We start from the raw sequence: 14478 nt of genomic DNA, 5'->3' as shown, positions 1-14478 counted from the left end.
AGTACCTATGCGCGGCAAGAAATTCCGCTTTTCGCTCCAAAGCGTGCTGCGCCTACGGCAGCACCAGACCGAACAGGCTGCTGAAGCCTTGGCCCAGATCACGCACGCCCGCTTGCAGTTGGAGCAACAGCTTGCCCAAGCCCAGAAAGAGCTCGAAACATTGGAAAAACAGCTCATCTTAGCGCAACCCACCCTGGATCCCGTGCAGCTTAGGCGTTACGAAGCACACTGGTTAAGTGCACGGCGTCAATTGCGCACCTTAGAGCAGCAGCTGGAAAACCTACGTCGCCAAGAGGCCGAAGCACGACAACAGGTGCTCGAATGCCATCAAGCCGAGGCTTCTCTTGAACGCCTACGCGACCACCAAAAAGCCCAACATACCCAAGCCGAGCTAGCTGCTGAAAATGCCTGGCTCGATGAGCACGCTACAGGCGCTTACGTCCGCAAGCACCTACACCTGAGGATGCCATGAAGATGCTGCTACGCATCCTATTGGCCATACTGGCCTTTTTGCTGGGCGTGATCGGTATGTACTTCGCCATGCCCTATGTGGCCCCACAACGCGTCGCTCAGGTTCAGGATAGTTTGGCTGTCCTAAGGAACGACACAACCGCCATCGGCGCGCTAGGTCAACAGACTCTAATGCATGCAGATAGCTTGCTAGACCATTTCCAGTGCGCCGACTCAGCGGCTTTGCTGGCGCTTGTAAGCGCACAAACAGCCTTGCGTGATTCCCTTAAGGTAGCACGCGACACGTTGGCGCAACTGCGCCAGGCGCTCCAAACCGCCCAGCAACAGGGCGCCTCGTTGCGCCAGGCCTTGTACCAAGCAGAAGCCCAAATGCAAACCCTCCAGCAAAGACTGGCTTCGCTAGAAACCCAAAAGGCACGCGCCGATGAGCTGGCTGCCACCATCACACGCATGGAAGACAAGGAGCGACGTGCCCTGGTTAGCCAGCTCCCTCCTGAAGTCATTGAGCTGCTGTATCAAGCCACCAGCGGACGCGGGCGTACCTTGCTGTTGCAGTCTTTGCCTCCAGAACAAGCTGCCCGATTGGTCAATCGCCTGATTGAGCGACCCACCGCACAAGAGGTTTCCCTACGTCCCGCTGGCAGCCAGTAAACCTGACTTAAGCTAGGCCATGAACGTATCCCCTACACCGCTACCGCTGCCCCCAGCCACAGAAATGGGGTTCACCGGGACAACGCATCACGCCACCGAGTCCGATAGCGACAACACCCAACCGGAAGCCCATGCACGTCGCCGGTTTACGCACTTGCTAGAGGCCATCTGGCAACTCGTTTTTCCTATACCCTCAACGGAAAAGGCATCACCCCACACCTCAACCCAGGCCGACGAGCCGTCTTTTAGCCCACACGCAACAAGCACCGCATCTCCACAGTCAGCGTTGGTGGATCACCAACAGATCCCTGGCCCCGAATCCTACACCCAACCTGCTATGGGCAGCACCGCATCGGTGCCTTCTACTGAAGCAGCTTCAACGACTTGGATGAACAACACCCCAGACGCTCAACCTATCATTGAGCATCCAACGACAGCACAGCAAAAAAACCCGAGCAACAACGGGCACCCGCAGATAGCCCTTGCAGAACACGCGGATATCGCGCAGCACCTTGCCTACAACTCAACTAAACTGGCCCAAGCGATCCCTACCCCATCTTCGATTACGGACCAGAAACAGCTTCTCGAGGCTCCTGCCCCCAATACCCCACCTGCCCAGCAGACAACCGTACATCACTCACCACAAGCCCCCCAATTTCCCTTCGAAGACCAGGCTGTTTTGCCATCATCGGCTGAGTTCGCTACCGATGCCTCTCTCATCACCCGAAACGGGCAGGCCTTTGCTCCCAAGACTGCTACAAACGATCCTGCACCTCCAGCATCCCAGACAGAGGCACTTTTGTCTGAGATAGCAAAACAGACCGAAGCCGCATCTCCCCAACCCAGGCACTCTACCTCACCCGCTGACACCAAAGCACCTACGCCAGCTTGGCCTTTTTCAGATGTCCCTCAGCAGCCACAGATGATCGAGGCAAATAAACAAGCCAACCCGATCACAAGCGCCGTACCGAGTGCCGTGCCGGGACCGGGAACCGGCGCAAACAAACAAACCAACCCGACCACAAGCTCCCCTCATTTCCAACGACAGGTTAACCATGTAGCTTTTCAGAAGACGAACGGAGCGCTGGGCCTACAACCTGCTGAGCAGCAAACGTTGCTGCAACCTCTCTTTACGGAAGATCCTACGGTTTCAGCTATCAGCTCAAAGCCATTGCATCAGCAACCAGACATTGTAGCGGCTGAAGCTGCGCAAGTCAATCAGCTTCGTGCTTTAGAAACGGATCCCTTCCTGCGCTCAATCCCAGACGTTCATCCTCAGAAAGCACATGTGCCGCCACTTTCCAGACAGGCAGCGTCGTACGTAGTCGATGCTTCGGTCCCGCAACAAGCCGCAAAAACGCAAATCCTGTCCCCTTTAGCGACAGTGCCCTCAGGGGCGATCCCCGAGCCGGAGCTCAAGACGTCCACGCCCCGGTCGCAGACACATGCACCAAGCACTACGCCCCCCATAGCGATGGCCGAGTCCCCCGAAGAAGGAGTCCATGAGACATTCTTTCCCGCTATGGAGGAAAAAACGCCGCCACCTTCCTTAAAGGGCATGCCTTCAGAAGGTGAAGACTTGGGGATCCTCAAGCCAGAAGCCAAAGCTGTTGAGGAATCGCTGCTGTCTGTCCCTGATGAAATCGTTCGGCCAGATGTACCGCTCCGACCAACGCCAGCTGCCATTGGCTCATCGGTCTTACCGCATGCAATTCGGAGTGCTGCGTGGATACAGGTGCTGTTCGCTTATAGTGAACGCATCGTTCAGCTAGAGCGCGGAAAGGCCCTTGAAGTCACCCTAGCTGATGGATCGGGCACGATGCACATTCGGGCGCAGCGCGAGACCGATCGCGTCACGGTCGCCGTGCATTTTAGCGACCCCACGTTGCGCGCCCTAGCTGCTGCGCATGCGGATCGCATCCAGGAGGCATTGCAGGCGCAATACCAAACAGCCGTGCAGCTGTCGCTCACCGGGGGAGAAAGCCAAAGCAGAGGCTGGCAGACGTTTACGGAAGCGTCCGAGAATGGTACAACGCTTGCTGGAGAGGTTTCAGCCCCCGCTTCCGAGGCATCCCCGACTTCCCCAAGCCGGGCTATGCGCCCTGGAAGTACTTACGAATGGATTGGCTAAGCCTGAACGCATTATGTCGCTCATTGCCCCTATCGAAGCTATTCGTAACCAAGCGCTCCAAGCCACACCAGCAGCGCCGGGTTCACAAACGCTGGATAAAGAAGCTTTCCTGCGGTTGCTGGTCACCCAGCTGCGCTATCAAGACCCAACCAATCCGCTCGATAGCCGGGAGTTTGCCGTGCAGCTAGCGCAGTTTAGCACGGTTGAGCAGCTGATTGAAATCAACAAAGCGCTGACAGCGCAAAATGATGCTTACGGGGCCCTAGCCCAAGGCATTCATAACAGCGTAGCGGCCGGGCTGGTGGGGAAGGTGATCGAAGCCGAAGGCAGCCGTATCCGCTGGACAGGTGAACAGGCCGCAGCCTTCCGGTTTGTGCTCGACGGCAACGCACAGCAAGTAAGTGTGCAGATTCGCAACGAGTCTGGCCAGCTGGTGCGCACCATACAGCTTGGACCTCAAGCTGCAGGAGAGCATGAGCTTTCCTGGGATGGGCGAGACGATTCAGGAAAGTCCTTGCCAGCCGGCACCTATATCCTAGAAGTGACAGCAACCAATGCCGAAGGCGATCCGATAGCCGCACGCACAATGGTACGTGGACGCGTCGATCGCGTGACGTTTGGTCCAGAGGGCATTCTGCTTTGGATAGGCACCTATGCGATTCCCTTGCAAAACGTTCGCGGCGTAACCTCAGCGTAACATCCAAACCCTAGACGCCATGCAGGTACAAGAACTGGCCCAACGCGTTTCGTCTGCTGCTGGGCTGCCTTCGACGGCTAGATCCTCAGAAATATCCCGAACGCATGACCCGCCAGAAGGCACGTTTGCCCACGTCCTTCGTCAAGTGCAAACTGCTGGTGAAGGGTTGCGCCTTTCGGCGCATGCCCAGCAACGCATCGCGCAGCGCCATATTGCCTTCGACGAACTTCTGGCGCGACAGCTGAGCCAAGCGGTGCAGGAGCTAGCCAGTAAAGGCGCCCGAGAGGCCTTAGTGCTTCACCCTGAAGCTGCCTTCATCATCAGTGTGCCCAACCGCACCGTGGTTACTGCACTCGACCGCCAGGAAATGCCACAGCGCATTTTTACGCAGATTGACAGTGCTTACATCTTGTAAAAAATCCGGCAGGCCCCTTATGGGATGCCGGTGGCTGCAGCTGACCGACTGAAGCTGCGGCATCAGTCTAAAAACTTTAAACCTAACCCAAGTAGTGCCATGATTCGCTCACTCCGCACCGGCGTCTCCGGACTCAAAAGCCACCAGGTCCGCATGGACGTCATCTCCAACAACATTGCCAACGTCAACACTACGGCCTTCAAGCGTGGTCGCGCTGCCTTCAATGAACTCTTTGGCCAGACCCTGCTGGGTGTAGGTCGAACGGCTGGCGGCCGTGGCATCAACCCTGCTTATGTTGGCCTGGGCGTCGCGGTTGGATCGATCGATGTCAACTTTGCCCAGGGTGCCCTTGAAAACACGGGCGTGGCCACCGATCTAGGCCTCAACGGTGACGGGTTCTTTGTCGTGCGCGGGGGCGATCGGCTTTACCTGACACGTGCCGGCAACTTTACAGTCAATCGCTTTGGCGAACTGGTGACCAATACCGGCCTGCAAGTGCAAGGCTGGGCTTTTGACGAAAACGGCCAGTTGCGCTCGGCAGCTTTGCAGGATGTGCGCATTCCGCTCAATGCCACGGCTCCCCCAAAACGCACCGAAAACATCTATATCCGTGGAAACCTCAGTGCCGAAGCCGCAATCGGCGACAGCATGAACGTCTCGACCATCGTGTACGACGCGCAGGGACGAACCTATACGCTGATCATCCGCTTTACCAAAACCAATACTAACGAATGGCAATGGGAAGTCCTGGACGCCAACAGCAATCCCATCCTCGACAGTAGCGGCAATCCCCAAAGCGGCACGCTGTCGTTTAACAACGATGGGACCTTGGATTTGGACAGCGACCCTACGACGTATCCGGATGCCGGCACCTTAAACATACCGTTCGAGTGGGATATTGATGGCGATAGTACGTTTGAGACGTTCACGTTGAATTTGGCTGGTGACGATGCTGCAATGACCCAGTTTGCAGGCTCTACCACTGCCATGGTCCGTAACCAGGACGGGGTTCCCCCGGGGTCGCTTGTGGGCTTCAGCATCAACCAAGAGGGCATTGTTGAGCTTAACTTTTCCAACGGCCAGCAACAACGGCTCTATCAGATTGTCCTGGGCATGGTCAACAACCCTAACGGCCTCCAGCAAGAAGGAGACAACCTTTGGAGCCTTACCAGTGCCTCAGGGGACCTGATGCTGGGTCGCGCTGGTGCCGAAATGAACCGTACTGTGATCGTAGCTGGAACGCTCGAAATGAGCAATGTGGACCTAGCTACTGAGTTCACTGACATGATTGTTACCCAGCGAGGTTACCAGGCTTCGGCGCGTATCATTACCACCTCCGACGAAATGCTCCAAGAACTGGTACAGCTAAAACGATAAGCTTTCTGGCGAGCCTCCACGCTGCGCCCTGACCTTGCAAGGGTCAGGGCGCAGCGTTTTTAGCCTAGGGCTTACCTAAAGAAGTTCGGCTTTTGGTCGATATGGTAAGCCGAAGGCCTTCTTACGTCCACCAACGTAATGCTGCCATGCAATCGCACACCAAGCATGCTTCCCTGCTTCAGCTGGTCAGCTTTCTGATTGATCAGGAAGAATTTGGGGTTGACATCCTCAATGTGCAAGAAATCATTCGGCCTGTCGACATTACGCGCGTGCCGAATGCCCCAGCTTTTGTCGAAGGGGTCATCAACCTACGGGGCCGTATTGTACCTGTAGTTGACCTACGCAAGCGTTTTAACCTGCCTACCCGTGAGCGCGACAAAAACTCACGTATCATTGTCGTAGAGCTGGGCGATAAGATTGTGGGCTTTATGGTCGATGCTGTACGCCAGGTGTTGCGCGTAGATGCCAGCGTTATCGAGCCTCCACCAGAGCTGGCTATTGGCATCGACGCGGGCTACATCACGGGTGTAGCCAAGCTAGAAGACCGGTTACTGATCTTACTGGATCTGGAACGCATTCTCTCAGAAGAGGAAAAGCAAGAGCTCCGGCCTGTTCAGGAGCGTGCCGAGGCCCATATGGCATAAGCCTTAATCCGGAAAAGCTATGGTTTTACCCGACGGTTTTGCCCACCCAGACCCAGCAGTACGCCTGGATACCCTGATCACTTTTCTGGCGCAAACGCCGCCCGAAGAAGCTGTTCAGGTTGCTGCCCTGTGCCTGCACGATAGCGATCCAGGCATCCGTGAAGAGGCTGCTCAGTACTTGAGTGCCCACCCGACACCAGAGGCAGCGCAAGCCATAGCACCCATCATTCAGCACCCTGAGCTTCCGATACGGAATTTAGCCGGTGAACTTTTAGTACGCATAGGTCGACCAGCTGTTGAAGCGCTGTTGCCTTTTGTAGATAGCCCAAACGCTGACGTTCGCAAATTTGCCATCGATGTGCTGGCCCAGCTTCCAGCCCAGGACGTAGCAGACCGAATTGCAGCGCATATCGAAGACCCCGATGTCAATGTGCGGCTTTCCGTGATCGATGCCTTAGGCATGCTGAAAGCCACAGGCTATGCTCCCCTGCTGCGCCAGCGATACGCGGATCACCCGCAAGAGCGAGCGCACATTTTAACCGCCCTGGGGGCCTTCCGCGACCCGCGGGATTTGAAGCTAATCGAAACCGCCCTAAACGATCCAGATCCAGTGGTGCGCTACGCTGCAGCCGAAGCCTTAGCCCGCTACCCGATCCCTGAAGTGCTTACGCTACTTTTGCAACAACTTGCTCAAGCTACCCCAGAAGCACGACCCCTTATTCTGTACGATTTGATCGAAGCCTACGAATCGGCTCCAGCACCTCGGCCTCCTTTACCTGAAACACTTCGGCCCTACTTTTTGGAAATGCTCTTTGAGCCCGACCTAGAGTTCAAAAAGGCCGCCATTCGAGGCCTGCGATATCTGTTCGATACGGCAACGCTAGAGGCCTTGCTGGAGCATGCTGGGCAGCACGACGAGCTAGACATCGCCCTGTTTGAAGCAATCGCTACACATCCAGAAACGCTGACCTGCATTGCCCGCTGCGCAGAAAGTGGACGCATGTCGCTCAATGCCGCGGCTGGATTTACCATCGCCCTATTGGCTCAAGGCTGTATCGACGACGTGCAACTTCCACAGGCTGCCCAGTTCCTTCAAGCTCATTTTGAAAACCTGGATGCTGAAACCAAAATGGCGGCCATCACGCTCGCGCTCCAGCTGCAACACCCAGCCTTTAGTAACCTAGTGCAGCAGGGGCTGCACGACCCAGACCCCAGCGTGCGCCACTATGCCGACGATGTGCTGTACGCTACGCAGCGTAAATGAGTCCTCCACCCCTAACCCTCAGCGCTTATGAGCCTGCTGGCCCACCTACCACTTACGCCCCAGCAAGGTGCACTTTCCGACGAGGACTTTCAGCAGTTACGCGACCTGATTTACCAAACAACCGGCATTTTCTTTCAGGAGAATAAGCGTTATCTGCTGGAAAGCCGCGTCAGACGCCGTCTCACCGAGCTTAAGCTGCCTAGCGCGCGTGACTACGTGCACCTGCTGAGCAACGGGCAAAGCAGTGAAGAGCTCCGCAGGCTTATCAATGCGATTACCATTAATGAAACGTTCTTTTTTCGTGCCCCCGGGCAGCTTGAGGTTATAGAAAACCACCTTGTGCCCGAATGGCTGCAGCTCAGGCGTCCTATTCGCATTTGGAGCGCCGGTTGCTCCAGCGGTGAGGAGCCCTATACAATCGCGCTTTTCTTGCGACACAACCTACTGCCTCGCTACCCCCAGCTTCGCTTTGAAATCATCGGTACCGACATTAACACCGAAGTGCTCCAGCAAGCTCAAGAAGGGCTATACGGAAGTTATGCCATACGCAACCTTCCCCCCGAGTACCTACAACGCTATTTCATTGCAGCAGGCAACTACTACCGGCTTCGCCCGGAAATCCGCCAGATGGTTCAGTTTCGCGTGCTCAACCTGGTTGATACGCTGGCCATGCAGGCCATGCGAGATTTCGATCTGATCATCTGCGCTAATGTTTTGATCTATTTCGACGATAATATCAAACGCCGGGTGGTACAGTCTTTCTACCGAAGTCTGGTGCCTGGCGGCTATCTGTTTATTGGATTTTCTGAGACGCTTTATGGCATCAGCCAGGCGTTTCATCCGGTACGCTGTGGCAAGACCATTGTGTATCGGAAGGAACTTCAGCCGGAGGAAACGTCAGGCAACTAAAAACAAAGGGCTATGGCCAAGACCGTTCTGGTCGTCGACGATTCCAGCACCGCAAGAAAGTTTGTCACTTTCGCCCTGCGTGCGCAGGGCCTAACGGTACTGACAGCTTGCGACGGCCTAGAAGCTTTAGAGAAACTGGCCCAAACGCCGGTAGATCTGGTCATTACCGACCTGAATATGCCCAAGCTGGATGGGATAGGGCTGGTGCAGGCGCTTCGCGCAGACCCGGAGTACGCCCACATTCCTATCCTGGTGCTGTCCTCGCTCGAAGATGCCGAGCTGGTCAGCCAAAGCCAGCAACTGGGCGTGCAAGCCTACCTCACCAAACCTTTTGATGCCCAACGCCTACAGTACGAAGTTGCCAAATTTATCTCGTAAGGAGCCATGAAATTCTTGGTCGTTGACGACTCTCCCACCATGCGGCGCATTGTATGCAATGCGCTCCGTGAAATCGGCTATACCGACGTGATCGAAGCCGGCGACGGCGTCGATGCACTGGAAAAACTCGAGCAGGAAACGGTCGACTTTGTTATCACCGACTGGAACATGCCCAACATGAACGGACTGGAGCTAACGCGGACTATCCGAAACCACAGTCGCCTGAGCAACCTGCCTATCCTGATGGTCACTACCCGAGGCATGAAAGAAGACGTGCTTGCCGCCATGCAGGCACGCGTGAACAACTACATCGTTAAGCCCTTCACTCCTGAAGTGCTCCGCGAAAAAATCAACCTGATTCTCAAAACTGCCTAAAGCAATTATGGCTACGCAGCACATTCACGACCTGCTCTCTAAGCTCAACGAGCTACGGGCTGTTTTCATCTTAGGACAACGGGCCATTCCGTTCATTGAAGAAGTGGTTTACTTCCTACGGGAAATCTCACCGCTTCTAGAAGAAGTCAACGATTCGTTGGCCGATAGCACACGAAAAATGCCCAAGGCCAGCTCGCAGCTTAAAAGCGTCACGCAGGCCACGGAAATGGCCACAACGGAGATCCTGGACCTGATCGATGTGGTGCTGCGCGAGCTGGACGAATTTAACCAATCGCGAAGCCAAGCACCGCAATACCTCGAACAGCTCATTGCGCTTGATCAAGAGCTGCAGCAACGCCTGCCCAGTGCGCTACGGGCAGAACTGGAGGCCTGCTTTGCCACACGCCACCAGCTTTACGCAGCCCTTCAAGAACCTTTAGTGCACCAAGATCGCCTTATTGCTTCGGTGCGGGAACGCATGAACCGCATTATGCTGGCGCTTCAGGTGCAAGACATCACGGCCCAGCAATTAGCCGCCGTCAACCACCTCATCGAGTCTGTGCGCCAACGCATGGCGCATCTGATCCAACGCCTAGGAGGCGAAGTTCTCGAAGGACTGGACATGGCCAGTTTGTTTACTCCAGGCACATTCGACCCGCATGCCCACTACGACCGAAGCGGGAAACGCCAGCAGCGGGCTGACGCCATTATCGAAGCCTTCCAACAAGGAGATTTAGCTGAAGCGCCCCTGGCTTCGCAAGACGAAATCGATGCCCTCTTTAGCGGTAGCGCACCAACTTCTCAAAGCGCAATCGACGCGCTGTTTAACGGGACACCGACCTCGCAGCAAGAAATCGATGCCCTCTTTGGCGGCAAAACCCCTGCTTCGCAAGACGAAATTGATGCCCTTTTTAATAAACCACGGTCCTAACAACATCAAAGCGAGCACCCACGGGCCATGAGCGAGCATCCGATCTTTTTGGAGGAGATGCGGGAGATTGTAGAGAGTTTTGTGGTCGAAACCCGCGAAATCTTCGAAGACCTCGAAGCCGACCTGCTCCAGCTCGAAAAAAACCCCTCCGACCGCCAACTGATCGATAAAATCTTCCGCGCAGTGCACACCGTCAAAGGCACCTCGGGGTTTTTGAGCCTGGAGCAGCTCAGCCTCCTGGCCCACCACTTCGAAGACGTGCTCAACCGCCTGCGCCGCGGCACGCTCGCCTTCGAAGCTTCGATGATGGACGTGCTCTTCGAAGCCTTCGACCGCATGAAACTCCTCCTCCAACAGGTCGAAAATCGCACCCTGCAAGCACTTCCCTTAGAAGATATTCTGCGTAAGCTTAAGGCCATCGCCGAAGGAGAACCGCTAGCCCCTGTGTCGGCACCGACCGAAGCAGGTTTGACTGCGCTCAGCGCACCCCCTCCCGAGTCGGAAAATACCCTGAAGGCCTTAGCAGCCCACTTGTTTTCGGAGGAGATGCGGGAGATTGTAGAGAGTTTTGTGGTCGAAACCCGCGAAATCTTCGAAGACCTCGAAGCCGACCTGCTCCAGCTCGAAAAAAACCCCTCCGACCGCCAACTGATCGATAAAATCTTCCGCGCAGTGCACACCGTCAAAGGCACCTCGGGGTTTTTGAGCCTGGAGCAGCTCAGCCTCCTGGCCCACCACTTCGAAGACGTGCTCAACCGCCTGCGCCGCGGCACGCTCGCCTTCGAAGCTTCGATGATGGACGTGCTCTTCGAAGCCTTCGACCGCATGAAACTCCTCCTCCAACAGGTCATCGACCGCAACCTCTATCCCATCGCGCTCGAAAGTACGCTGCAAAAACTGCAGGCTATAGCCACGGGTCAGGCTGTCGCTCCACAATCCCAAGCCCCTCCCAAAGAGCCCATGCCTGTCACCGCCCCATCGCATAACGAAGCAACTTCGCCCAATACAGGCGGCGATGGCCAACTTGCCCACCGAGATCAGCATACCGAGACCATCCGCGTCGAAGTGCGCCGGCTAGACAACCTCATGGACCTGGTGGGCGAGCTGGTGCTGGGCCGGAACCGGTTGTTACAGCTCCTAAGCGACCTGCACAATGGTGCCGATGGTGAAGCCATGCGTGAACTGGCCGACACCACAGCCCAAATCGACTTTATCACCACCGAACTCCAGTCGGCCGTCATGCATACCCGTATGGTGCAAATCGGCCGCGTGTTTAACAAATTTCCACGCTTGGTTCGCGACTTAGCCCGTGAATTCAATAAACAAATCGAACTCATCATCGAAGGGGAAGAAACCGAGCTGGATAAGTCGCTTATCGAAGAAATTAGCGACCCCTTGGTGCACTTAATCCGCAACGCCGCTGACCACGGCATCGAAGACCCAGAAACGCGCCGTGCGCAGGGTAAGCCGCCAACGGGACGCATTCGCCTGGCTGCTGCCCAAGAAGGTAACCACATTGTCATCGAGGTGGAAGACGATGGGGCCGGAATTGATCCCAAAAAGCTTAAAGCGAAAGCCGTAGAAAAACAGCTCATTACCGAAAAAGAAGCAGCCGAGATGAGCGATCGGGAGGCCCTGGAACTCATCTTCCGTGCCGGCTTCAGTACAGCACAGCGTGTAAGTAAGGTTTCTGGCCGGGGCGTAGGCATGGACGTGGTCAAAACCAATATCACCAAGCTCAATGGAACGATCAACATCCATTCGGTGCCAGGCCAAGGTACCCGCTTTACGCTTAAGCTTCCGCTAACGCTAGCGATCATTCAAAGCCTTTTGGTGCGCGTAGCCCGCGAGACGTTTGCTATCCCACTGCATACAGTTATCGAGGTCGTCAAGCTTGAGCCTGAAATGGTCTACTCCATTAAAGGCCGTGAAGTGGTGCGTCTACGCGACACAGTTATCCCACTGCTGCGCATTGGCGAAATGCTTCAGGTACCTGATTGGCAGTACCGTCCAGAGCGCTCCTATGCAGTCATTGTCGGCATTGCGCATTATCGCTTAGGTCTGATTGTGGATGACCTGATCGGACAAAAAGAAATCGTTATCAAGCCCCTTGGCACCTACCTTAAAAAAGTCCCTGGTGTAGCCGGCTCGACCATTTTGGGCGATGGTCGGGTAGTGATGATCCTGGACATTGGCGAACTCGTTCGGCAGGAATCGCACCGGCTGCGCAACGGCCAACGCATCCGCGAAACTGTTATGGCCTAAGCTCGAAAACCCCTATGATCCGTGTTCTGATCGTAGACGATTCTGCCTTTATGCGGAAAGCCCTCGCGATCATGCTTGAGGGCGATCCGGAAATTACCGTTGTCGATACCGCACGGGATGGCCTGGAAGCCATCGAGAAGGTTCGCCAGCTTAAACCCGACATTGTAACGCTGGACGTCGAGATGCCCCGCATGGATGGCATCACAGCGCTGCGGCAAATTATGCGGGAGCATCCCGTGCCCGTCATCATGATCAGCTCGCTGACCCAGGAAGGTGCCCGCGCCACCATCGAAGCGCTAGAAGCCGGGGCAGTCGATTTTATTCCTAAGCAGCATGCCTACGTGTCGATCGAGATTTCTCGGATTCGGGCCGAGCTGATCGAAAAAATTAAAGCCATCACGCGGACGCGACCGCACCTGCGCATGCGCTCCCGCACCGCAGGACGCGAGCGTCTGCCTATGCTAGATTTTACAGATGCTCAAATTATTGCGATTGGCACCTCTACCGGGGGACCCCGCGCCTTGCAGCAGGTGATTCCGGCCTTGCCGGCCAATTTGCCTGTTCCGGTTGTCGTTGTGCAGCATATGCCGCCCCACTTTACGCGTTCCTTAGCTGAACGGCTCGATAGCCTCAGTGCCCTGCCGGTCGTCGAAGCCGAAGAAGGCATGCTGCTTCAACCAGGACGGGTTTTCATTGCGCCAGGAGGTCGCCATCTCCTGGTGGCCATGCCCAATGGCAAAGCAGTCCTGCGTACGCCTGCAGAGCCAGCGACACTGCACCGGCCTTCCGTAGACGTGACATTTGAAAGCGTGTGTCGCACCTTTAATGGTCGCGTCGTAGCCGTCATTATGACCGGCATGGGGCGCGATGGTCTCGAAGGCGCGCGCTTAATCCGACAAATGGGGGGCAAAGTGTTGGCCCAAGACGAAGCCAGCTGCGTAGTCCATGGCATGCCACGCGCAGTCGTTGAGGCCGGACTGGCCGATGCCGTGCTGCCCCTGGAACAAATCGGCCCAACGCTGGCCCGCGGCTTAGGGTGCATGCCAGCAGCAGCACCCAGCAGCACATCTTAAGAGGACCTTTCCGATAGTCGATACTTTAACTATAAGCGCCAGCTAACGGCTCTTTAAGCCAACCACCGGGGAAGCGTTGTAGATTAATCTGCGGGACAGCACCGCTATGGAAAAGTCCGCACCCATTGGGCTTGTCGCTGGATTTATTCTGATTTTTACCGCGATTTTTCTCGGGGGCGACTGGCTCATCTTTATTGACTTCCCATCAGTACTGATCACGGTAGGGGGAACTATTGCCGCGCTACTGGTGGCGTATTCCCTTGAAGAGCTACAAACCATTCCACAGGGCCTAGCCCATTTGTTTCGCTTTACCCCACCGAATCTGGAGCAATACGTCAGCCTTTTTGCAGAACTGTCCCGCACAGCCCGACGCGAAGGCTTGCTGGCTTTAGACCGGCGACTGGGGGAAATTGAGGATGAGTTCTTACGCTTTGGACTCGAAATGGCCGTTGACGGCATCGACGAGCAAGAAATCGAAGAAATGCTGCGCGCCCGTCTAACTGAGGAGGTAAGGCCCCGTCAACTGTTTGCCAAAATTATGACCTCGGCGGGCAGTTTTGCACCAGCTTTTGGTATGATTGGCACGCTAATCGGCCTGATCCAAATGATGCAAAACCTGAACGACCCTACCCAGATCGGGGCGGGCATGGCTGTTGCAATGCTCACGACGCTTTACGGTGCTGTACTGGCGAATTTGGTTTTTCTGCCTTTAGCCAACAAAACCCGACTTCAACTGGCGCAGCTGCAAAAAGCACGGGAAATGGCCCGCATTGGGATTTTGTCGATCGTTCGGGGCGACAGCCCAAGCATGATCGAAAAACGCCTACAAATGCTTGCAGGACAAACCACGGTCAAACCTGAGGCTGAAACCACCCCCCTAGCTAAAGCTGCTTAAGG

15 protein-coding genes are annotated in these 14478 nt (G+C 55.8%); all 15 read left to right on the top strand.

The features are described from left to right. Positions 1-7: 7 nt before the first annotated feature. The 15 genes from J8E65_RS08960 to J8E65_RS08890 all read left to right on the top strand — a co-directional run bounded on the left by J8E65_RS08960 (position 8) and on the right by J8E65_RS08890 (position 14476). Positions 8-472, top strand: a complete 465-nt coding sequence (locus tag J8E65_RS08960; protein WP_210375403.1) for a flagellar export protein FliJ — start codon at positions 8-10, stop codon at positions 470-472. Next, positions 469-1122, top strand: coding sequence for a hypothetical protein (locus J8E65_RS08955; protein WP_210375402.1), 654 nt, complete (start codon positions 469-471; stop codon positions 1120-1122). The genes J8E65_RS08960 and J8E65_RS08955 overlap by 4 nt, the downstream gene beginning before the upstream one ends. A 19-nt stretch (positions 1123-1141) precedes the next feature. After that, the gene (locus J8E65_RS12480) at positions 1142-3253 is read left to right on the top strand and encodes a hypothetical protein (RefSeq protein ID WP_237181806.1); all 2112 of its coding nucleotides are present in this window, start codon (positions 1142-1144) and stop codon (positions 3251-3253) included. 13 nt (positions 3254-3266) lie between these two features. Continuing rightward, positions 3267-3950 (top strand): flagellar hook assembly protein FlgD, encoded by a 684-nt coding sequence (locus J8E65_RS08945; RefSeq protein ID WP_237181804.1) that lies wholly within the window; start codon positions 3267-3269, stop codon positions 3948-3950. A 19-nt stretch (positions 3951-3969) separates the two neighbouring features. Then, complete coding sequence (locus tag J8E65_RS08940; RefSeq protein ID WP_210375401.1) at positions 3970-4365, top strand: TIGR02530 family flagellar biosynthesis protein; 396 nt, start codon at positions 3970-3972, stop codon at positions 4363-4365. 99 nt (positions 4366-4464) lie between these two features. Next, the gene (locus tag J8E65_RS08935) at positions 4465-5742 is read left to right on the top strand and encodes a flagellar hook protein FlgE (protein WP_210375400.1); all 1278 of its coding nucleotides are present in this window, start codon (positions 4465-4467) and stop codon (positions 5740-5742) included. A 146-nt stretch (positions 5743-5888) separates the two neighbouring features. Next, positions 5889-6386 carry a chemotaxis protein CheW gene (locus J8E65_RS08930; RefSeq protein ID WP_210375399.1) on the top strand — a complete coding sequence of 166 codons (498 nt, stop codon included), beginning with the start codon at positions 5889-5891 and terminating at the stop codon, positions 6384-6386. Between the two features lie 19 nt (positions 6387-6405). Then, positions 6406-7650 (top strand): HEAT repeat domain-containing protein, encoded by a 1245-nt coding sequence (locus tag J8E65_RS08925; protein WP_210375398.1) that lies wholly within the window; start codon positions 6406-6408, stop codon positions 7648-7650. Between the two features lie 27 nt (positions 7651-7677). Beyond that, the gene (locus tag J8E65_RS08920; protein WP_210375397.1) at positions 7678-8559 is read left to right on the top strand and encodes a CheR family methyltransferase; all 882 of its coding nucleotides are present in this window, start codon (positions 7678-7680) and stop codon (positions 8557-8559) included. 12 nt (positions 8560-8571) lie between these two features. Further along, positions 8572-8937 carry a response regulator gene (locus tag J8E65_RS08915; protein WP_210375396.1) on the top strand — a complete coding sequence of 122 codons (366 nt, stop codon included), beginning with the start codon at positions 8572-8574 and terminating at the stop codon, positions 8935-8937. Positions 8938-8943: 6 nt separating this feature from the next. Beyond that, positions 8944-9312: a chemotaxis response regulator CheY gene (locus tag J8E65_RS08910; protein ID WP_210375395.1), complete on the top strand. Its 369-nt coding sequence runs from the start codon at positions 8944-8946 to the stop codon at positions 9310-9312. Between the two features lie 7 nt (positions 9313-9319). Then, complete coding sequence (locus J8E65_RS08905) at positions 9320-10243, top strand: protein phosphatase CheZ (RefSeq protein ID WP_210375394.1); 924 nt, start codon at positions 9320-9322, stop codon at positions 10241-10243. A 27-nt stretch (positions 10244-10270) separates the two neighbouring features. Further along, positions 10271-12508, top strand: coding sequence for a chemotaxis protein CheA (locus J8E65_RS08900; protein WP_210375393.1), 2238 nt, complete (start codon positions 10271-10273; stop codon positions 12506-12508). A 14-nt stretch (positions 12509-12522) separates the two neighbouring features. Then, on the top strand, positions 12523-13581 hold the full coding sequence (locus J8E65_RS08895; protein ID WP_210375392.1) for a protein-glutamate methylesterase/protein-glutamine glutaminase: 1059 nt from the start codon (positions 12523-12525) through the stop codon (positions 13579-13581). Positions 13582-13687: 106 nt separating this feature from the next. Beyond that, positions 13688-14476: a motility protein A gene (locus J8E65_RS08890; protein ID WP_210375391.1), complete on the top strand. Its 789-nt coding sequence runs from the start codon at positions 13688-13690 to the stop codon at positions 14474-14476. The last annotated feature ends 2 nt before the right edge of the window (positions 14477-14478 follow it).

The sequence above is a fragment of the Rhodothermus bifroesti genome (genome assembly GCF_017908595.1).
In the GTDB taxonomy this organism is placed as follows: Bacteria; Bacteroidota; Rhodothermia; order Rhodothermales; family Rhodothermaceae; genus Rhodothermus; species Rhodothermus bifroesti.
The sequence above is the reverse complement of the archived record's forward strand: the minus strand, read 5'-3'. Positions and strand labels throughout refer to the sequence as shown.